Origin of the sequence: Streptomyces sp. NPDC001513 (assembly GCF_042894695.1) — a bacterium.
GTDB lineage: Bacteria > Actinomycetota > Actinomycetes > Streptomycetales > Streptomycetaceae > Streptomyces.
Map to the genome: position 1 here is coordinate 186,366 of NZ_JBIAVU010000011.1, position 20,251 is coordinate 206,616.

At 71.6% G+C, this 20,251-nt stretch carries 18 protein-coding genes, 1 tRNA gene and 1 pseudogene; 15 read left to right on the forward strand and 5 right to left on the reverse strand.

What is annotated here, in order from left to right:
• Window positions 1–25 precede the first annotated feature (25 nt).
• The gene (locus ACFYZ4_RS25100; RefSeq protein WP_351287913.1) at window positions 26–1,492 is read right to left on the reverse strand and encodes an aminopeptidase P family protein; all 1,467 of its coding nucleotides are present in this window, start codon (window positions 1,490–1,492) and stop codon (window positions 26–28) included.
• Between the two features lie 81 nt (window positions 1,493–1,573).
• On the reverse strand, window positions 1,574–3,127 hold the full coding sequence (locus ACFYZ4_RS25105; protein ID WP_351287910.1) for a PP2C family protein-serine/threonine phosphatase: 1,554 nt from the start codon (window positions 3,125–3,127) through the stop codon (window positions 1,574–1,576).
• Between the two features lie 407 nt (window positions 3,128–3,534).
• Here ACFYZ4_RS25105 and ACFYZ4_RS25110 point away from each other — a divergent pair, with 407 nt between their 5' ends.
• On the forward strand, window positions 3,535–4,323 hold the full coding sequence (locus ACFYZ4_RS25110) for a bifunctional DNA primase/polymerase (protein ID WP_351287907.1): 789 nt from the start codon (window positions 3,535–3,537) through the stop codon (window positions 4,321–4,323).
• A gap of 109 nt (window positions 4,324–4,432) precedes the next feature.
• Window positions 4,433–5,008, forward strand: coding sequence for a hypothetical protein (locus tag ACFYZ4_RS25115; protein WP_390784845.1), 576 nt, complete (start codon window positions 4,433–4,435; stop codon window positions 5,006–5,008).
• Between the two features lie 181 nt (window positions 5,009–5,189).
• On the opposite strand, the gene ACFYZ4_RS25120 is transcribed toward ACFYZ4_RS25115, so the two are convergent.
• The 3 genes and pseudogenes from ACFYZ4_RS25120 to ACFYZ4_RS25130 form a co-directional block, all read right to left on the reverse strand.
• On the reverse strand, window positions 5,190–6,164 hold the full coding sequence (locus ACFYZ4_RS25120; RefSeq protein ID WP_351287901.1) for a DUF5926 family protein: 975 nt from the start codon (window positions 6,162–6,164) through the stop codon (window positions 5,190–5,192).
• Window positions 6,165–6,415: 251 nt separating this feature from the next.
• A pseudogene (locus ACFYZ4_RS25125) lies at window positions 6,416–7,017 on the reverse strand (ATP-binding protein).
• Window positions 7,018–7,102: 85 nt separating this feature from the next.
• Window positions 7,103–7,891: a glycerophosphodiester phosphodiesterase gene (locus tag ACFYZ4_RS25130; RefSeq protein ID WP_351287987.1), complete on the reverse strand. Its 789-nt coding sequence runs from the start codon at window positions 7,889–7,891 to the stop codon at window positions 7,103–7,105.
• A gap of 237 nt (window positions 7,892–8,128) precedes the next feature.
• Here ACFYZ4_RS25130 and ACFYZ4_RS25135 point away from each other — a divergent pair, with 237 nt between their 5' ends.
• From ACFYZ4_RS25135 to ACFYZ4_RS25195, 13 genes are all read left to right on the forward strand, one after another.
• A complete protein-coding gene (locus ACFYZ4_RS25135; protein ID WP_390784846.1) occupies window positions 8,129–9,679 on the forward strand; it encodes a trypsin-like peptidase domain-containing protein in 1,551 nt (516 codons plus the stop codon).
• A gap of 90 nt (window positions 9,680–9,769) precedes the next feature.
• On the forward strand, window positions 9,770–10,675 hold the full coding sequence (locus tag ACFYZ4_RS25140; protein ID WP_351287896.1) for a LysR family transcriptional regulator: 906 nt from the start codon (window positions 9,770–9,772) through the stop codon (window positions 10,673–10,675).
• Window positions 10,676–10,754: 79 nt separating this feature from the next.
• Window positions 10,755–11,303, forward strand: a complete 549-nt coding sequence (locus tag ACFYZ4_RS25145; protein WP_351584102.1) for a cysteine dioxygenase family protein — start codon at window positions 10,755–10,757, stop codon at window positions 11,301–11,303.
• Entirely contained in the window at window positions 11,303–12,349 is a 1,047-nt protein-coding gene (locus ACFYZ4_RS25150) for a YeiH family protein (protein ID WP_390784847.1), read from the forward strand. Before ACFYZ4_RS25145 ends, ACFYZ4_RS25150 begins: the two co-directional genes overlap by 1 nt.
• A gap of 195 nt (window positions 12,350–12,544) precedes the next feature.
• On the forward strand, window positions 12,545–13,492 hold the full coding sequence (locus ACFYZ4_RS25155; RefSeq protein ID WP_390784848.1) for a trypsin-like serine peptidase: 948 nt from the start codon (window positions 12,545–12,547) through the stop codon (window positions 13,490–13,492).
• Between the two features lie 151 nt (window positions 13,493–13,643).
• A tRNA-Ser gene (locus tag ACFYZ4_RS25160) sits at window positions 13,644–13,728 on the forward strand.
• A gap of 233 nt (window positions 13,729–13,961) precedes the next feature.
• On the forward strand, window positions 13,962–14,387 hold the full coding sequence (locus ACFYZ4_RS25165) for a DUF6344 domain-containing protein (RefSeq protein ID WP_384339976.1): 426 nt from the start codon (window positions 13,962–13,964) through the stop codon (window positions 14,385–14,387).
• A 522-nt stretch (window positions 14,388–14,909) separates the two neighbouring features.
• Window positions 14,910–15,221 (forward strand): hypothetical protein, encoded by a 312-nt coding sequence (locus ACFYZ4_RS25170; protein ID WP_351287883.1) that lies wholly within the window; start codon window positions 14,910–14,912, stop codon window positions 15,219–15,221.
• A 206-nt stretch (window positions 15,222–15,427) separates the two neighbouring features.
• The gene (locus ACFYZ4_RS25175) at window positions 15,428–16,585 is read left to right on the forward strand and encodes an acyl-CoA dehydrogenase family protein (RefSeq protein ID WP_390784849.1); all 1,158 of its coding nucleotides are present in this window, start codon (window positions 15,428–15,430) and stop codon (window positions 16,583–16,585) included.
• On the forward strand, window positions 16,582–17,637 hold the full coding sequence (locus ACFYZ4_RS25180) for a bifunctional MaoC family dehydratase N-terminal/OB-fold nucleic acid binding domain-containing protein (RefSeq protein WP_390784850.1): 1,056 nt from the start codon (window positions 16,582–16,584) through the stop codon (window positions 17,635–17,637). The genes ACFYZ4_RS25175 and ACFYZ4_RS25180 overlap by 4 nt, the downstream gene beginning before the upstream one ends.
• Window positions 17,637–18,680, forward strand: coding sequence for an acyl-CoA dehydrogenase family protein (locus ACFYZ4_RS25185; RefSeq protein WP_390784851.1), 1,044 nt, complete (start codon window positions 17,637–17,639; stop codon window positions 18,678–18,680). Before ACFYZ4_RS25180 ends, ACFYZ4_RS25185 begins: the two co-directional genes overlap by 1 nt.
• Complete coding sequence (locus ACFYZ4_RS25190; RefSeq protein WP_351287874.1) at window positions 18,677–19,060, forward strand: MaoC family dehydratase; 384 nt, start codon at window positions 18,677–18,679, stop codon at window positions 19,058–19,060. Before ACFYZ4_RS25185 ends, ACFYZ4_RS25190 begins: the two co-directional genes overlap by 4 nt.
• On the forward strand, window positions 19,057–20,223 hold the full coding sequence (locus tag ACFYZ4_RS25195) for a lipid-transfer protein (protein ID WP_384339968.1): 1,167 nt from the start codon (window positions 19,057–19,059) through the stop codon (window positions 20,221–20,223). The genes ACFYZ4_RS25190 and ACFYZ4_RS25195 overlap by 4 nt, the downstream gene beginning before the upstream one ends.
• The last annotated feature ends 28 nt before the right edge of the window (window positions 20,224–20,251 follow it).

A 20,251-nucleotide genomic window follows, 5' to 3' on the forward strand; every position in this document is an offset into this window, starting at 1 on the left:
AAGGCGTCGGCCACCGGCGGAGGCGTCAGCCCTTGAGGCGCGCCATCCAGGCCTCGACCTCGGTCGAGGTGCGGGGCAGCCCGTCCGACAGGTTCCGGTTGCCGTCCTCCGTGACGAGGATGTCGTCCTCGATCCGGACGCCGATGCCGCGGTACTCCTCCGGCACGGTCAGGTCGTCGGCCTGGAAGTAGAGACCCGGCTCGACGGTGAGGCACATGCCCGGCTCCAGCGTGCCGTCGACGTACGCCTCGGTGCGCGCGGCGGCGCAGTCGTGGACGTCCATGCCGAGCATGTGGCCGGTGCCGTGCAGGGTCCAGCGGCGCTGCAGGCCCAGCTCCAGGACGCGCTCGACCGGGCCCTCCAGCAGACCCCACTCGACGAGCTTCTCGGCCAGCACGTGCTGGGAGGCGTCGTGGAAGTCGCGGAACTTCGCGCCCGGCTTCACCGCGGCGATGCCGGCTTCCTGGGACGCGTAGACCGCGTCGTAGATCTTGCGCTGGATGTCGGTGTACGTGCCGTTGATCGGCAGCGTGCGCGTGACGTCGGCGGTGTAGAGGGAGTGCGTCTCCACACCGGCGTCGAGCAGCAGCAGGTCGCCGGAGCGGACGTCGCCGTCGTTGCGGACCCAGTGGAGGGTGCACGCGTGCGGGCCGGCGGCGCAGATGGAGCCGTAGCCGACGTCGTTGCCCTCGACGCGGGCGCGCAGGAAGAAGGTGCCCTCGATGTAGCGCTCGGAGGTGGCCTCGGCCTTGTCCAGGACCTTCACGACGTCCTCGAAGCCGCGGACGGTGGAGTCGACGGCCTTCTGCAGCTCGCCGATCTCGAAGGCGTCCTTCACGGCGCGGGCCTCGGAGAGGTAGACGCGCAGCTCCCCGTCGCGCTCCTTGGTCACCTTGTCGGTGAGGGCGGACTCGATCACGGAGTCGTGGCCGCGGACGCACCGGACCGGGCCCTCGGCCTCGGTGAGAGCCCCTGCGAGCTCGCGCACGTCACTGGCGGGAATGCCCAGGAGCTGCTCGGCCTCGGTGAGGGAGTGGCGGCGGCCGACCCACAGCTCGCCCTGGCCGGACAGCCAGAACTCGCCGTTCTCCCGGTCGGAGCGCGGCAGCAGGTAGACGGTGGCGGTGTGCCCCGCCGCCCCGGTGGGCTCCAGGACCAGGACGCCGTTCTCGGTCTGGTCACCGGTGAGGTACGCGTACTCGGTCGAGGCGCGGAAGGGGTACTCGGTGTCGTTCGAGCGGGTCTTCAGCCGGCCGGCGGGGACGACGAGGCGCTCGCCGGGGAAGCGCGCGGACAGCGCGGCGCGGCGGTCGGCGGTGTGCCCGGCCTGGGCGATGGGCTCCAGTCCGTGCAGCTCGGTGTCGGCCCATCCGGTGCGCATGCTTTCGGCGAGTTCGTCGCTGACGCCCGGGTACAGACCGTTCTTGCGCTGCTTGTGCGTCTTCTTGGGCTGCTCTTCTTCCGGGGTCTCCGGGGTGAGCTCGTCAGCCACGTCTTCTCCTCAGCTACGACGGTACGGACCTGGGTGTGGACCGCATCCATCGTATGCGTGTACGGAGAGAGCCGGTCCGGCTCACTCGAAACGGGCGGCGAGCAGCACGATGTCCTCGGGGGCGTCGGCCGGCTCCCCGTCGGGCAGCACGGTCCGCAGGATGTGCTCACACAGGGCCGCCGGGTCCTCCCGGACGCCGCGGGGCACGCCCGCGGCCGCCGCGTGCAGCCGCGCGTAGGCCCGGTCCATCGGGTCTCCGGTGTGGCGCAGCAGCCCGTCGGTGTAGAGCAGCACCGTTTCTCCGGGTGCGGGTTCGATCTCCACGCTGGGCGCCTCCCAGCAGGACAGCATGCCCAGCGGAGCGGAGAGCGAGGTCTCCACGTACTCGGTGCGGTGCTCGCCGATGAGGAGCGGCGGGGTGTGCCCGGCCCCGGCCAGGATGATCTTGTGGCCCTGGCCGTCGGAGTGCGGGCCCCCGGCCGGTTCGCAGTAGGCGAAGAGCGCGGTGGCCGAGCGCGCCGGCTCCGTGAGGCGCAGCAGCAGCTCCAGGTCGGACAGGACCGCCACGGGGTCCTCGCCCTCCATGACGGCGTAGGCACGCATCGATGCGCGCAGCCTCCCCATGGCGGCGACGGCGCTCGGCCCCGATCCGGTGACGGAACCGACGGCCAGCCCGAGGGCGCCTTCGGGCAGCGGCAGGGCGTCGTACCAGTCGCCCCCGCCGCGCGGCCCCGTGTGGTGGCGGGCCGCGAGCTGCACCCCGGGGATCCGGGGGAGCCTGCTGGGCAGCAGTTCCTCGGCGATGGTCGCCAGGCGCGAGCGGGAGCGCTCCACCTCCAGCATCCGGGCCAGGTGCTCGGCGGCGTGCCGGACGTACAGCCCGGCGAGGTCGCGCTGGCGGTCGCTCGGCTCGGCCTGCTCGTCGTAGAGCCAGACGGCGGCGCCGAGCCGGCCGGTGGCTTCGGCGGTCAGCGGGAGCGCGTAGCTGGCGGCGTAGCCGAGACGGGCGGCGACCTCGCGGTGACGGGGATCGACGGGGGCGGCGAAGCCCCCGGTGCCGGGAGGCTCGCCCGGTTCGGGGAGGACCTCGGAGCCGCCGTGGGCGTCGGGCAGTCCGTCGAGGATCCGCCCGTACGAGGTCGCGCTGCGCGGCACGGTCTCGATGTGGCCGAGTTCGGCGTGGCCGAGACCCAGGCCGATCGTGCTGGTCGGGCCGAGCCCGTCGGAGGGCTCCAGGACGACCAGTCCGCGGCGCGCGCCGACGAGTGAGGCTCCGGCGCGCAGGAACTCGTGGAGGGAGGCGTCGAGGTCACGGGTGCGGGCCAGCCGCTCGGTGAGCTCGTGCAGGGTGGTGAGATCCGAGACCATGCCCGCCAGCCGGTCCTGGATGACGCTGCCCGGGCCGGGCGGCGGGGCCGGTGCGGGGGTGGTGCGGGCGGGCGTGGGCGCCGCAGTGTGCGGTGACGCCGTAACTGCTGGATCGATTCCAGCCACTTTCGGCAGATGCGGGGCGCTCATGGCGTCCGCCTTTCCACCTGGTGCGATTCGCCAAATAGCATCGCAAACCCCCAGATCGTGCTGCGCCGCCATCAAGGAATCCACATCTACACGCAGACGTGGATGCATGTCCAGCATTGCCCAGGTGGGAATCCTGGTGTCCGTGGTACGGCAACTCACGGTCGAGCCAAGGCTAGAACTTGGCCGGAAAAAGCTGGAAGCGGTCGGTTTTTGAGGTCGACTGGGCGGGCGTCGCAGGGGGCTCGGGTACGTATTCGGTGGCGCCCGGGGCGAGTTGGTGCCGTCGGGAACCGATGGGAACCACCCGGCAAGGGCCGTCGTCCTTAGCGGCGGCAGCCGGTCTCGGCCGCCGGCGCGGGTCGCGCTCCGCCCCCGCCGGACGTTTGATGGACCCGTAAGAAAACTGCACGAACCGTGTGAACCCGCTTCTGGCGGACACTGACGCGAAACCTGTACGTGTGGTGAGACACCGGTTACATGGTGTGATGTGGCCCTCGGCGTTCAACGGAAAGGAACGAGCGCTCATGCGCGAGATCCTCGGAAGGCGTCTCCAGCGGCTCCGCGATCGCTTTCAATCCCTGCGCCCCGATACGGGACAGAGCGGCACCGCGTCCGCTCTCCTCGACGCGGCGCTCGTCTGCGCCACCACATGGCAGTGGCCCGTCCTGCCCGGTGTCGGCCGGTCCGCCACCGACGGCTCGCGGTGCGCCTGCCCCGATCCCGACTGCGTCGTCCCCGGCGCCCACCCCTTCGACCCCGGACTGCTCGCCGCCACCACCGACCCCCGGATGGTGGCCTGGTGGTGGACCAACCGGCCCACCGCCCCCGTTCTGATGGCCACCGGCGGGACCGCCCCGTGCGCGGTGAGCCTGCCGGCCGGCGCGGCCGCACGGGCCCTCGTACGACTGGACGCGCAGGGCATGCGGCTCGGTCCTGTCGTGGCCACGCCCACCCGCTGGTCGCTGCTGGTGGCGCCGTATTCGCTGGAGCGGCTCGGCGAACTCCTCTACGCGAAGGACCACGTGCCCTCCTCGCTGCGCTTCCACGGCGAGGGCGGCTACCTGTTGTTGCCGCCGTCCGCCGCGTCCAGTGGTGGCCAGGTGCGCTGGGAACGGGAGCCGCAGCCCGGCCACCAGGTCCCGTCCCAGCCCCGGCAGCGAAAGCAGCAACAACGGCGGGCGCAGCAGTCGCCGGTGGAGGCGCAGCCGCGGGGTGCGGTGGACCTCTGGCTGCCCGAGGTCGAGGCGGTCGTGGACGCGCTGGTCGAGGCGAGCAGCGGCGCACCGGGCGGCGGCAGCAGGCTCGCGTACTGACCCGCAGGACGTCGTCGGATCACTCGTACGGGTGCCAGCGGGACGAGTTTCGCGGGGAATTGGGCGCGGGGATCTCCGTGCCCCATTCCCGCGTCGCTATCTTCGGCGAATGAATCTCCGCCTGATCGGTATCGGCGCCGGTGTGCTGATCATCTTGTCGCTCCCGCTCGCCGGAGCGATCGCCGGGCCGGATTTTGCCGGTCAGGACGACGGAAAGGGCGGCGGCCTGTTCTCGGCGCTCGGGCTTTCGGACGCTCCCCGCACCTCCCCCATGGCACCCGCACGGCCGGCGGGAGGGGCGGTGGAGCCCGGGAAGCCGGGTCCGGCCGAGCAGCCCCGTACCGATTCCCGCTGCGGTCCCGAAGTGTCCTCGCCGCATGGCGTGGAGGCGCAGACCTGCGTGCTGGTGGGTGAGGGCCGTACGTGGGGCCGGAGTTACTACAGGAACACGAGTGGTCGCGCGCTGGATGCCGTGCTGACGACGATGGGTCCGGCCGGACGCACGGTGCAGATCCGGTGCGCGGTCGGCGCGGGCGACGAGCCGGGCCTGTGCGAGACCCCGAAGGAGGACTCGGCCGGGGATCCGGACAGTTACTCGGCCGTAGCGGAGTTTGCAGTTCCGGATGATGAAGGGGAGCTGCTCCTGCGGTCCGGAAGCAACTCGTCCGTACCGGGTGACGGTTGAGTACCGCCGAAAAAACAAGGACCCGGTCGCTGGCGACGGGGGATGCACCAGCGACCGGGCTACAAGAACGGTAACAAGAGATCGCCTGTTCGCAAATTCGATCTCTGATATTCAGACACCGATTTGCAGACGATTAGCGGGAGTTGTGACTCCGGTCACCGGCTCCACGCGTGCGCGCGGGTCAGCTGAGGGTCACCTGGCGGTTGGTGAGTCCGCCGCGTGCCCGGCGCTCCTCCGTGGTCAGCGGGGCGTCCGTGGCCAGAGCCCCGGCCAGCCGCTCGGCGAACTCCGCCGCGGGCTTCTCCACGTCGTCGGCCGTGACCCCGACGGGCAGGTCCCAGACGGGGACCATGAGGCCGTGCGCGCGGAAGGAACCGACGAGCTTCGTGCCCTCGCCGAGCGAGGACGTGCCGGCCGCGTGCAGCCGCGCGAGGGCGTCGAGCAGCTTCTCCTCGGGGTGCGGCATGACCCAGCGCAGGTGGTTCTTGTCCGGGGTCTCGCACCAGTAGGCCGCGTCCACGCCGGTCAGCTTGACGGTGGGAATGGCGGCCGCGTTGGCGCGCTCCAGCGAGGCGGCGATCTCCGGGGAGGCGCTCTGCGCGCTCTCGGATTCCGGAATCCAGAATTCGAAGCCGCTGTGCACAACCGGCTCGAAACCGCCGTCCGCGTCCAGGAGATCCTGAAGTCGGGGACCCTCGGCGGGAACCCGGCGGGCAGCGACCGGCGTACCGGGCTCCGCGACGAGCGCGCGCTCCAGGGTGTCGGCCATGTCGCGGCCGAGGTCCCCGCTGGACGACTCGTTCTGCAGCCCGAGGAGGACGGACCCGTCCTCGCGACGCAGCGCCGGCCAGGCCATGGGCAGTACGGTCACCAGGGTGACGGAGGGCACGCCCTCGGGCAGGCCGCCCTTGAGGGTCAGCGGGACGGTGGCGGCGGGCACCAGCTCGCGCAGCGCGACCCAGTCGCACTCGCCCGGCAGGCCCTCGAACGGGCGGCGCACGTGCTCGGTGACGGCGTGCGCGGCGGCTGCGCCGTGGCAGGCCTTGTAGCGGCGCCCGGATCCGCAGGGGCAGGGCTCGCGCGCGCCCACAACGGGGATCTCACCGTTGTTGAGCTGCGGCTTTGCAGTCTTGGCTGCGGGGCGCTTCTTGGCCATCGTGCGTGTCTCCCGGTTGCGGCGGTACGGCGTCGTGTCTGGGCGCGAGCCTAGCCGTTCGTACCGCCGGAACCGGTGGGGTGCGGCCGGGAGCACGGTCGGCGTGCGCTCCCGGACGGCCGCCTGTACGGATGACCGGTACTGCTGTTCTGTTCGCTGTGCTCTGGTCGTGCTTCTGGTTGTGCTCAGGCTGTGCTTCTGGCTGTGCTTTTCGCGTGCTGCGGGGCTGTGTGCTGTCAGGGATCCCGCGGTCAGGGATCCAGGTCGTCGAACGCCGTGCTGAAGTCGATCGCCGGGGGCGCAACGCGCGTAGCGAAATCCTCGTGCCGGGGCCCACAGGCAACGACCACCCACACGGTGACCTCGCCCGCCGCTCCGTCCCGGACACCCCAGTCCTGGGCAAGGGCGCTGATGATGTTCAGCCCCCGGCCGCCGCGCGCGGTGACCGAGGGCGTGGCAGGAACAGGGCGGGTGGGACCGCCCCCGTCCGTGACCTCGACCGTCAGCCGCCCCGCTCTGTCGACGCGCCATGCGGCGCGTATCTCCCCGTCCCCGACTTCCCGTGTGCCCAGGGGCCTGCCGTGTCGGCAGGCGTTGCTGAGCAGTTCGGAAAGGATCAGTACGGCATCGTCCACGACCGATTCGGGCACACCGCTGATACGCAGTTGTTCGCGCATCCGGTGTCTCGCCTCGCCCACGCCCGCAGGACCATGGCGTACGTCCATGCACGACGACGTGGGCACTTCTTGTGCCACCACCAACGCCACCCCCGGAACCTCCTTAGCCCCACGCATGGTCTGGATGCCCCAATGGCCTGGACCGGAAACCGCCGAAGCAGGCCGCTCTGACGCATTCATGCCTAACGAATGCGGAGCGGATGCGCCGGAGCACACCCTGTTACTTGTGGGTCGGGGGTGACGGGTGCGCAAAAGGGGACGTCAGCGCCCCAGTTGGGACAGAACTTGACGGGGTCTGTTCGTGATGATCGCTTCCACACCCAGATCAGCGCAGAGCTGAACGTCTTCCGGCTCGTTCACTGTCCATACGTGTACGGAGTGGCCCGCGTCCTGAAGCTTGCGGATGTAGGTGGGGTGGTTGCGCACGATCCGCATGCCGGGACCGGCGATCGTCACCCCCGCCGGCAGTCGCCCGTCCCGCATCCGGGGCGAGATGAACTGCATCAGGTACACGGTCGGGATCGTCGGGGCGGTCGCCCGCACCCGGTGCAGGGAGCGCGCGGAGAAGCTCATGACGCGGACCGGGTGCGGCCCCCCGGCGGGCGGGGCGTCCAGCCCGAAGCGCTTGAGGAGGAAGAGGAGGCGCTCCTCCACCTGTCCGGCCCAGCGGGTCGGGTGCTTCGTCTCGATCGCGAGCTGCACCGGCCGGCCGGCGTCGGAGACGAGCTCCAGCAGGCGCTCCAGGGTGAGGACGGAAGTCCGTTCGGGGTCCGCGTCCCAGTCGGGGGACTCCTCGCGGTCCTTCCAGGAGCCGAAGTCGAGAGCGGCGAGGTCGGCCAGCTCCAGGGCCGAGACGGCGCCGCGGCCGTTCGAGGTGCGGTTCACCCGGCGGTCGTGGACCAGGACCAGATGTCCGTCGGCGGTGAGCCGGACATCGCATTCGAGGCCGTCGGCGCCGTCCTCGATCGCCTTGCGGTAGGCGGCCAGGGTGTGCTCGGGGGCATCCTCCGAAGCGCCGCGGTGGGCGACGACCTGGATGGTGCGAGGCATTGCGTGGGTCACCGGGTCATCGTGCCACCGCGAGGGCCCCCGGCGTCGAGGTCCATCCTGTGGATCCGTCCGAAATGTCGGATATAAAGAATGGGGAGAGATGCACAGGTCCGGCTTACAGTGCTCTGACGGGTCATGGGAAAGGCTTTGCCCAGGAACTTGTGCGGCACGTCGAACGTTCAGTCGGACCGATCGCCAGAGATTTTTCGAAGCCGTGTGTGACGAGGAGAGAGCGCTGTGAGCACCGAGAACGAGGGCACCGCGGCCCCCACACCCCCCGCGGCCCCGTCCGTACCCCCTGCTCCGGCCTCCGAGACGCAGGCGGCCGGATCCGCGCCCGCTCCGCAGCCGGCCGACGCGGCGCCGCAGGCCGCGGCGCCCGCTCCGGCGCCCGGGCCCGCGGCCGCCGAGCCGGCGACCCAGCAGCTGCCGCCGACGCCCGCGCCGGGCATGGAGCACACCCAGCAGATCCCGCCCACCCCTGCGGCCCCGGCTTATGGCCAGGCTCCCGCCTCGGCGGCCCCGGCCTACGGTCAGGCTCCCGCCCCGGCTGCGCACGGAGCCGAGGGCTGGCCGCCCCCGCCGCCCACCGTGCCGGCGTACGGCGGCGGCGGCCACGGCGGCGCCTGGGGCGCTCCCCTGACCACTGACGGCGCCCCCGCGCCCAAGCCGAAGGGCAAGGGCGGCCTGATCGCGGGCGTGCTCGTGGTGGCCCTCCTCGCGGGCGGCATCGGCGGCGGCGTCGGCTACTGGGCCGCCGAGCGCAGCAACAACGGCACCGGCTCGACCACGATCAGCGCGACCAACACCCCCAAGGACGTCAAGCGCGAGGCCGGCTCCATCGCCGGGCTGGCCGCGGGCGCACTGCCCAGCGTGGTCACCATCGAGGCCTCGGCCGGCGACGGCGAGGGCGGCACCGGCACCGGGTTCGTCTACGACCAGCAGGGCCACATCCTCACCAACAACCACGTGGTGGCCTCCGCCGCGAACGGCGGCAAGCTCTTCGCCACCTTCTCCGACGGCAAGAAGTACGACGCCGAGGTGGTGGGCCGCGCCCAGGGCTACGACGTCGCGGTCCTCAAGCTGAAGAACCCGCCGGCCGGCCTCAAGCCGCTCCCGCTCGGCGACTCCGACAAGGTCGCGGTCGGCGACTCGACCATCGCGATCGGCGCCCCCTTCGGCCTGTCCAACACGGTCACCACCGGCATCGTCAGCGCCAAGAACCGCCCGGTCGCCTCCGGGGACGGCAGCGGCAGCAAGAACTCGTACATGAGCGCCCTCCAGACGGACGCCTCGATCAACCCGGGCAACTCCGGCGGCCCGCTGCTCGACGGCCGCGGCGCGGTCATCGGCATCAACTCCGCGATCCAGTCGGCCGGCAACGGCGGCTTCGGCGGCGGCCAGGCCGGTTCCATCGGCCTCGGCTTCGCCATCCCGATCAACCAGGCGAAGAACGTGGCCGAATCGCTGATCAAGACGGGCAAGCCGGTCTACCCGGTGATCTCGGTCTCCGTGGACCTCCAGGCCAAGGCGGAGGGCGCCAAGATCTCCGACCAGGGCGCGGCGGCCAACGAGCTCGTCGACCCGAACGGCCCGGCCGGCAAGGCCGGTCTGAAGCCCGGCGACGTCATCACCGAATTCGGCGGCAAGCCGGTCGACAGCGGCCCGAGCCTGATCAGCATGATCTGGACGTACAAGCCCGGCGACACCGTGAAGCTGACCTACCTGCGCAGCGGCAAGCCGACCACGGTCGACATCACGCTCGGCTCGCGGGTCGGCGACAAGTAGCACCACAGGCCACGGCGGTGGCCCGATGAGGAGGGGGCCGTAGGCGGAATCTGCCTACGGCCCCCTCCAACGTCCGCTTATGCTTCGTTGGTGTTCGATTCTCGGCACATACGGACCTTTCACGCGGTGGTCGCCTCCGGGTCGTACTCGGCGGCCGCCCGTGTGCTGGGGTACACCCAGCCCGCCATCACCCAGCAGATGAAGGCGCTCGAACGCGCCGTCGGCACCCCGCTGTTCACCCGCGTGGGCCGCAAGATGCAGCTCACCGAGGCCGGGGAGTCGCTCTCCCGGCACGCCGAGACCATCCTCGGCAACCTCTCCGCCGCCGAGGCCCAGCTCAGGGCGTACGCCCGCCTGCGCACCGGGCGGGTCAGGCTGTGCGGCTTCCCCAGCGCCAACGTCACCCTCGTCCCGGAGGCCCTGAGCAGCCTGGCCAAGGACCATCCGGGCGTACAGGTGGAGCTGCTGGAGGGCGAGCCGCCGGAATCCCTGCGCCGGCTGGAGCGCGGGGAGTGCGACATCACCCTGGCCTTCACCTATCCCGGCCTGCACGAGGAGATCCCGGAGGAGGTCGCCGAGGTCAGGCTGCTGGAGGACCAGCTGACAGTGCTGCTCCCGAACGGGCATCCGCTGGCCCGCCGCCGCGCCGTGCACCTGGCCGACCTCGCCGAGGAACGCTGGATCGCCGGCTGTCCGCGCTGCCGGGCGAACCTGCTGCACGAGTGCGCGGAGCTGGGCTTCGTGCCCGACATCCGCTTCGCCACCGACGACAACCTGGTGGTCCAGAGCCTGGTCGCACAGGGTCTGGGGGTCGCGATGATGCCCGCGCTGGTACTGCCCTCCCTCTCGCTGAACCGGGTCTGCGGGCGCGCACTCCAGCCCGCCGCCCGCCGGCACATCGCCGCCTACGTCTATCGGGACCACCTGCGGATTCCGGCGACGGCCGTGGTGCTCGACGCGCTGAAGCAGGTGGCGGCGAACCGGATCGGCTGCTGATCAACCCATAAGCGGTGCTTGGGATTTCAGGTCATAACTGTCGTTGGACGTGATGGAACGACGGCAGCACGCTGCCGGTATGACCACCACCACACCGGCCCGCACCACCACGAGGATGGCCGCCCTCGTCAGTGAGATCCGCACGGTCGTGGAACGGGGCCTGGCTCCCGACCTCACCGCCTACCTGGTGGGTGAAAAGCTCGCCCCGCACCTGGGCGCGCCCGACCTCCTGGCGCCGGCGCAGCAGGAAGGCGACCCGGAGCGGTACCGCCAGCACATCCTGCACGCCGAGTCGGACGGCAGCTTCTCGGTGGTGGCCCTGGTGTGGCTGCCCGGGCAGGAGACCTGCATCCACGATCACGTGTCGTGGTGCGTGGCGGGGGTGCACCAGGGGGAGGAGAGCGAACGCCGCTTCCGGCTGGCGCCGGGCGCCGGCCCGGCCCGCCTGGTGGCCACCGAGGACGTCGTCAACGCCCAGGGCGAGGTCTGTGGCTTCGCTCCTCCCGGTGACATCCACAAGGTGCGCAACTCCTGTGACACCAAGGCGATATCCGTGCACGTCTACGGCGCCGATGTGTCCCGGCTGGGCACCAGCATCCGCCGCGTCTACACCCTCCCCGTCGACTGATGGCCCTCCTCCACCGCCCGCACGGCGGGGTGGTCCGGCATGTTTCACGTGAAACATCCACTCCCTGGCCCGGGTTGGCGATGGCCGCGGGCGGGGCGCTGACCGCGTGGTGCATCCACCGCGTCGTGCCCGCCGTACCCATGCTGACCGCCTCGGTGGTGCTGGGCATCGCGGTGGCGCATCTCCCCGGCCTGCGCACCTTCGTACGTGGAACCGCGCGCCCGGGCCTCTCCCTGGCCGGGCGGCGGCTGATGCGCATCGGCATCGTCCTGCTGGGCCTCGGCCTGGGACTGGACCAGGTGCTGCGGCTGGGCTGGGCCACGGTGGCGATGGTGGTGGCGGTGGTCGCGGCCACGTTCCTCGGGACGGTCTGGCTCGGGCGGCGCCTCGGACTACCCGGCGACCAGCCCTTGTTGATCGCCACCGGGTACTCGATCTGTGGGGCCTCGGCGATCGGGGCGGTGAGCGAGGTGTCGGGCAGCGACGAGGAGGACGTGGCCGCATCGGTGGCGCTGGTCACCCTGTGCGGGACCCTCGCCATCGCGGTACTCCCTCTCCTCCAGGGCCCGTTGGGGCTCTCCGACCCGGCCTTCGGCCGGTGGGTCGGCGCCGGCGTCCACGACGTCGGCCAGGTGGTGGCGACCGCGCAGACCGCGGGCCCGGATGCCCTGGGCGAGGCGGTGCTGGTCAAGCTCATGCGGGTGGCCCTGCTCGCCCCGCTGGTGGCGGCCGTGGCCTTCTCCGTACGGGCCCGGCGGCGCGGGGTGCGTACGGCCTCGGGCCGCCGCCCTGCCCCGGTTCCTCTGTTCGTGGCAGGCTTCCTGGCCGCGGCCGCGCTGCGCGCCACCGGCGCACTGCCCGACGTAGCGCTGGAGTGGGCACACACCGCGCAGGAGGCGCTGCTGGCGGCGGCCCTGTTCGGCCTCGGGAGCGCCGTGCACCTGCCGACGCTGGCCCGGACCGGCGGGCGGGCGGCGGCGCTGGGACTCGGGGCGTGGGTGGTGGTGGCCGGCGTCTCGTACGCGGGTGTGCTGCTCACCGTATGACGTCGCAACGGCGGGGAGTTGGCCATTTCCTGGCCGGAACCGACCGAACGTTCTGACTGGCCGCTGACTTTGACGCGCGGCCGTGCCACTCTGCCCCGGCAAGGCCGCACCATGCACAGCCGATCCGCACCGACCGCTCTTCACCCCCACCCTGCCCGGCTTCCTCCGGACCGGGCACGGCAGAAGGAGTCCTGCGTGAATCGTCATCGCACGGCCTTATCCGTCCTGCTCTCCGCTGGCGCCCTGGTCGCGGGCGTCCTGACGGCGGCCACGCCCTCGGTCGCGGCGGACGCCCCCGCGTCCTTCCGGCAGCAGCACACCTCCGGCTTCTGGACCGCCGAGCAGATGCGGAGCGCCACCCCGCTCGACGTGACGGCGGCCCCGGGCACCGCCCGCACCCCGGTCGCGACCCCGGCGGCGCCCACCAGGATCGCCCCGACGGCTGTGGCGTCCCCCACGGCCTTCCCGCAGGCGGGCGGCGCGTGGACGGGTGGCGGCGCGGTCGTGAAGACCTCGGGCCGGGTCTTCTTCACCATGGGCGGCCGGACCGCCTCCTGCTCCGGGGACTCGGTGACCAGCGCCAATGGCAGCACGGTCATCACGGCCGGCCACTGCGTGAAGTACCAGGGCGCCTGGCACACGAACTGGGTCTTCGTCCCCGCCTACAGCAACGGGTCCGCGCCCTACGGCCAGTGGTCGGCCACCAAGACCTTCGCCACCGACCAGTGGGCGGCGAGCGAGGACATGAACATGGACGTCGGCCTGGCCGTCGTCGCCCCGCTGAACGGGCAGACCCTCAGCCAGGCCGTCGGCGCCCAGGGCATCCTCTTCAACGGTGGCTACAACAAGAAGATGTACTCCTTCGGCTTCCCCGCGGCCGCCCCGTACGACGGCACGAAGCTCGTCTACTGCAGCGGCAACAGCGGCAAGGACTTCCTGCTGACCCGGGACCACAGCCTGGCCTGCAACATGACCGGCGGCTCCAGCGGCGGCCCCTGGTTCCAGGACTTCAACGAGGCCACGGGCCTGGGCACCCAGGTCTCGGTGAACAGCTTCGGCTACACCTTCCTGCCGAACCGGATGTACGGCCCCTACTTCGGCAACGAGGCGAAGGCGGCCTACGACAAGGCCCAGACGTCCTGATGCCGTGTGGGGAGCCCGCCAGGGCATCCCTCACCTGCGCGCGAGCAGGGCTCCCCACCCGGCAAGTGGCAACGGTGGATCAACCGAGCCGCGAGCAGCCCCGCCAGCCGGTACTCTGTACCCGCTCCGCCGCTGGTCGGCAGGGGCGAAGGGTGGGTTGCCCGAGCGGCCTAAGGGAACGGTCTTGAAAACCGTCGTGGCGCGAGTCACCGTGGGTTCAAATCCCACACCCACCGCACGTGAACGGCCCCCGACCAGGAGATCTGGCCGGGGGCCGTTCTGCTGAAATCCGCTCTTCCGAAGCAGGCCCGGGTCTTGGACCCGGGCCTGCTTTCGCGTTCATACGTCTTTCCGGGTGGTGTTTGTCGGAACATCGGCGCGGAAGGTGGGGGCGGTGCGGTTGCGAACACATCATGACGAATGTATGCAGATCCGCCCGTCGGAACATCGCGAATCGAGGCACCCCGTCATGGCTCACCGCAGCGTCCTCACGTCGATCTGGACCTCCGTCCTCACCATCCTCGTGGCCTTCCTCTCCTCCCTCGGTCTCGGCGGGAAGGCGGCCCTGGCCGCTGCCCCGGCTGCCGATGTCCCGGCCCCGTCGGCCGCGGCCGTGGTCCCCGTCGCCCGGCCGGCCGTCGCGGCCCGGCGGAGCTGGCGGGCGATGATGCGGGGCGGCTCGCTGCCGCCGACCATCAAGCAGCGGATCCGCGCCGAGGCCCACGGCAAGACCCCCTCCGTCCGCCGCTCGACCACCGCGGCTGCCATGGGTGCCGGACCGGGAGCCGCCGCTCCGCTCCTGACCTCGGGCGCATCCCCTGTCGGAGCGCGAGTCGGAGTCGCAGTCGGAGCCCCGGTGGCCCCCGCCCGAGGAGCGCTCGCGCTGGCCGCGTGACCCCGTAGCCGTAGCCGTAGCCGTACTCGTACTCGTAGTCGTATCTGTCGTCTTATTCGCAGTCGTAGTTGTACGGCGCTGGAGCCCGGTCGTCGCGACCGTGGATCGCGCCGCGTGGTGCCCCCGGAGCGGGGCACGGATGGAACACCCCGGCGTGCGCCGGGGGGTGCAGGGGGCGTGGAGCTTGGCATTGCAGGGCCGCAGGCCCGGGAGACGGTGGGGTTCCCGGACGGCGCGGCCCTTTTCGGCATGTTCGCGACCGGTTGGTCTGGCGGAACGCTTTTTCTCTTGTGCGCCGCGGCCCACAGCCGGTCCCAGGGGGCTGACCTGGGCCTTCGGGGGCGCGAATGAGGTTTATCCGATGTTGGTCATACTTGCGGGGGAATCGGGGACTCCGGGGTGGTTCGCCGGGGATTCGGTGGGCAACTCTGGTCTCGCGACGTCGTCACCACACGAACGACCGAGGCGGTCGGCCAACTGCCTTGGAGCAAGTCCCACTTCGGTTTTCTGGAGGATAAAGACATGGCAAGCATCCGTACCGCCCGCGTCATCGCCGCCGTCGCCGCTCTCCCCCTCGCCGTCGCACTCTTCGGCGGGGTGGCATCGGCCGACAACGGCTCCTTCGCGAACGACGGATCGAATGCGAGCGTCGCCAGCATCATCGGCAGCGGCGTGGGCGGAAACAACGCAGGCAACTCGTCCACCTCGCAGCAGGTGGCCACCGGTTCCGGTGCCTCCAACCAGAACAACACCGCGCAGGTCAACGGCTCGGCCTTCACGGCGATCCACCAGGCCAACTCGAACGTGGCGGTCAACTTCCACCCTTGGTGGTAGATGCGGCCTGAGCCGCTCCGATTCTTGAGGGCGTCTGTGCGACCGGACCGGCTGGGGTCCGGTAGCGCAGGCGCCCTCGCGCATGCCCGCCCTCCCCGGCCCGAGGGGAGTCCTCCGCCCCGCCTTCTTTCCCGACCTTGACACCACGGGTGAATCTGACGGACAGTCAGGTTCACTCGATGATGTGATGCCGGGAGGCCAGCGCCGTGCACCTCGCCCCGACCGAAGGCCAGTTGCGGCTCCGCGCCGAACTGCGGGAGTACTTCCAGGACCTGCTGCCGGACGGGGTCCCCAAGGACCCGGCCCGCCAACGCGAACTTCTGCGCCGCATCGGCGCCGACGGGCTGCTCGGCCTCGGCTGGCCCGTCGAGTACGGCGGCCAAGGCCGTGGCGCCGACGAGCAGTTCGTCTTCTTCGACGAGGCCTACCGGGCCGGCGCCCCCGTCTCCATGGTCACGCTCAACACCGTCGGCCCGACCCTGATGAAGTACGGGACCCAGGAGCAGAAGGACTACTTCCTGCCCCGGATCCTCGCCGGCGAGATCGTCTTCGCCATCGGCTACTCCGAACCCGAGGCCGGCACCGACCTCGCCTCCCTGCGCACCCGCGCGGTCCGCGACGGGTCGGACTGGCTGATCGACGGGCAGAAGATCTTCACTTCCAACGCCCAGAACGCGGACTGGATCTGGCTCGCCTGCCGCACCGACCCCGAGGCCCCCAAACACAAGGGCATCTCGATCATCCTGGTGCCCACCGACGACCCCGGCTTCTCGTGGACCCCGATCGAGACCGTCGGCGGCCTCACGACCACCGCGACGTACTACGACTCCGTCCGCGTGCCCGCCGGCAACCTAGTCGGCCCCGAGCACGGCGGCTGGGGCCTGATCACCAACCAGCTCAACCACGAGCGCGTGGCCCTCGCCGCCATCGGCATGCAGGCGGAGGACTTCTACGGGTACGCCCTCAGCCGTGCCCGCACCCCCGACCCGGTCACCGGTGACCGGCCCGCCGACCTCCCCTGGGTGCAGGCCCGTCTGGCCGAGGCCCACGCGCGCCTGGCCGCCGTACGCCTCCTCAACTGGCGCCTCGTCCAGGACGTGGGCGGCGGCAGCCTGTCCCCCGGCGATGCCAGCGGCGTGAAGTTCCTCGGCACCGAGTCCACCGTCGAGGTGTACCGGATGTGCCAGGAGGTGGTGGGCGAGGAGGCCCTGATCCGCGGGCCGGGGCCCGGCGTCTTCGCGGGCGGCGAGCTGGAGCGGATGAACCGGGCCGCCCAGATCAACACCTTCGGCGGCGGGGTGAGCGAGGTCCAGCGGGAGATCGTCGCCATGATGCGGCTCGGCATGAAGGGGAGGAAGCGATGACCGCGGACGCCACGGGCACGGGGACCGCCACGGGCACGGGCACGGGGACTGGCGCCGGCACGGGGACCGGCACCGGCACGGGGACCGGCACCGGCACCGGCACGGGAACCAGACCCGGATTGACCACCGATACCGGAACCGGCACAGCCGAGGAGGCAGCCCGGTTCCACGCCCTGCTGGCGGCCTTCGAGGGACAGCCGGCCGCCACCGCGGGCCGGGGCAAGGACGCGGTCAACGAGCCCATGATCCGCCACTGGTGCGAGGCGATGGGCGATGCGAACCCCGCCTACACCGGGCCGGACGCCATCGCTCCGCCCACCATGCTCCAGGCCTGGACGATGGGTGGTCTCTCCGGCCACTCCGACCGCTCCTCCGCCTACGACGAGCTGTTCGCGCTCCTCGACGGCGCCGGGTTCACCTCCGTGGTCGCCACCGACTGCGAGCAGGAGTACCTCCGCCCCCTGCGCCCCGGTGACGCGATCACCTTCGACGCCGTCATCGAGTCCGTGTCGCCGCGCAAGACGACCAAGCTGGGCACCGGCCACTTCGTGACCACCCGCATGGACGTGCAGGCGGGCGGGGAACCGGCCGGCACCCACCGCTTCCGGATCCTCAAGTACGCCCCCGCGGTCAAGCGGGAGAAGAACCCGCAGGCCCGGCGCCCCCGCCCGGTGGTCAACCGCGACAACCAGGGTTTCTGGGACGGGGTGCGCGACCACAAGCTGCTGATCCAGCGCTGCACTTCCTGCGCGACCCTCCGCTTCCCGTGGCTGCCTGGCTGCAACGCCTGCGCGAGCCCCGACTGGGACACCGTCGAGGCCTCCGGAGCGGGCACGGTGTTCAGCTACGTCGTGATGCACCACCCGCCCTTCCCGGCGTTCGACCCGCCCTACGCGGTCGCACTCGTCGAGCTCGCCGAGGGGGTCCGGATGATCGGCAACATCACCGGCGTGCCGTACGACAAGGTGCGCATCGGCCTGCCCGTCCAGCTGGAGTTCCTGCGCGTCGACGACGACCTCGAACTCCCCGTCTTCCGCGGGAGTGAGGGCTGATGGACTTCCACCCCACCGAGGAACAGGCCGCCGCGGCCGGTCTCGCCGCCCGGATCTTCGCCGATCTCGCCACCCACGAACGCCTCGCCGCCGCCGGCACCGGCAGCGACGCCGAACTGTGGAAGGCCCTCACCACGGCCGGACTGACCGCCGCCGTCGAGGAGATCGGCCTGCTCGGGCTGGTCCTGCTGCTGGAGGAACAGGGCCGCACCACCGCGCAGGTCCCGTACGCCGCCACCTGCGCGTACGGGATCCTCCCCGTGGCCGCGCACGGCAGCCCCGAACAGCGCGCCCGGCTGCTGCCCGCCCTCGGCACGGGCGAGGCCGTCGCCACCGGAGCCTTCCCGGCACGCGGCCGGATGGTCGCCTCGTCCGACGGCCGCCTCACCGGCACTGCCCCCGCCGTGCCCTGGCTGCGCGACGCCACGCACGTCCTGGTCCCGGACGCGGACCGGGCGCTGTGGCTCGTACGGACCGACGCGCCCGGAGTGGAGACGGCACCGGTGGAGACCACCGCCCCCTGGTCGGCGGGCCGGCTGACCCTGACCGGAGCCGCAGCCGAACGCATCGGGAGCGACGGCGCCTACGAGGACACGCTCGCCGCCGCCCGGACCGCCTTCGCCGGGCTCCAGGCGGGCGTCTGCGCCGGCTCGCTCGCCCGGGCCGTGGAGTACACCTCCACCCGTGAGCAGTTCGGCCGGCCGCTCTCCACCAACCAGGGGGTCATGCTCCGCGCGGCCGACGCCTACATGGACACCGAGGCGATCCGGGTGACCACGTACGAGGCGGCCTGGCGCATCGACCAGGGCCTGCCGGCCCGGGAACACGCGCTGACGGCGGCCTGGTGGGCCTCGGAGGCGGGCAAGCGGGTCGTGCACGCGGGCCAGCACCTGCACGGCGGCATGGGCGCCGACCTGGACCATCCCGTTCACCGGCACTTCCTGTGGGGGCGCCAGCTGGACGCCTACCTGGGCTGCGGCAGCGAGCTGCTGGCCGAACTGGGAGCTTCGATCGCTTCGACAGCCGAGGGAGAACACGCATGAACATCGGCGACACGCTGCCGCCGCTGGAGATCCCGGTCACCCGCACGCTGATCGTCGCGGGCGCGATCGCCTCCCGCGACTACCAGGACGTGCACCACGACGCGGCGCTCGCGCAGGAGAAGGGCTCCCCGGACGTCTTCATGAACATCCTGACCACGAACGGCCTGGTCGGCCGGTACGTCACCGACCACCTGGGTCCGCACGCCGTCCTGCGCAAGGTGGCCATCCGCCTCGGCGCCCCCAACTACCCGGGCGACACGATGACCCTCACCGGGACGGTCACCGCCGTGTCCGGGAACACCGTCGAGATCCGGGTCGTCGGTGCCAACGGCATCGGCCACCACGTGTCGGGGACGGTCACCGCGGAGGTGCCGGCATGAGCGTCCGCACCCGGGACGGGCTCGGCGGCCGGGCCGCCATCGCCGGCATCGGCGCGACCGAGTTCTCCAAGGACTCCGGCCGCAGCGAGCTCAAGCTCGCCGTCGAGGCCGTGCACGCCGCCCTCGACGACGCCGGGCTCACCCCCGCCGACGTCGACGGCATGGTCACCTTCTCGATGGACAGCAGCCCCGAGATCACCGTCGCGCAGGCGGCCGGGATCGGGGACCTGTCCTTCTTCTCCCGCATCCACTACGGCGGCGGCGCGGCCTGCGCCACCGTCCAGCAAGCCGCCCTCGCCGTCGCCACCGGGGTCGCGGAGGTCGTGGTCTGCTACCGCGCCTTCAACGAGCGCTCCGGGCGCCGCTTCGGATCCGGCGTCCAGCAGCGGGAGCCCTCGGCCGAGGGGGCGGCCCTCGGCTGGTCCCTGCCCTGGGGGCTGCTGACCCCCGCCTCCTGGGTGGCCATGACCGCCCAGCGCTACCTGCACACCTACCACCTCACCCCCGAGGCCTTCGGGCACGTCGCGGTCACCGACCGCCGGCACGCCGCGAACAACCCGGCCGCCTACTTCCACGGCAAACCCATCACCCTCGCCGAGCACGCCGCATCGCGCTGGATCGTGGAACCCCTGCGGCTGCTGGACTGCTGCCAGGAGACCGACGGCGGCCAGGCGCTCGTCGTCACCACGGCCGAGCGCGCCCGTGACCTGCGGCACGCACCCGCCGTGATCACCGCGGCCGCACAGGGAGCCGGACGCCGCCAGGAGGCCATGACCTCCTTCTATCGCGACGACCTCACCGGGCTGCCGGAGATGGACGTGGTCGCGCGCCAGCTGTGGCGGACCAGCGGACTGCGGCCCTCGGACATCGACGTGGGCATCCTCTACGACCACTTCACCCCCTTCGTGCTGATGCAGCTGGAGGAGTTCGGCTTCTGCAAGCCCGGTGAGGCCGCCGATTTCGTGGCCGCGGACGCCCTGCCGATCAACACCCACGGCGGCCAGCTCGGGGAGGCGTACCTGCACGGGATGAACGGCATCGCCGAGGCCGTCCGCCAGCTGCGCGGCACCTCCGTCAACCAGGTCGCGGGCGCGGCGCACGCCCTCGTCACGGCCGGGACCGGGGTGCCGACCTCGGGGCTGATCCTCGGCGCCGACGGCTGAGACCCGGTCCTCAGGGCCCCCGCCCCTC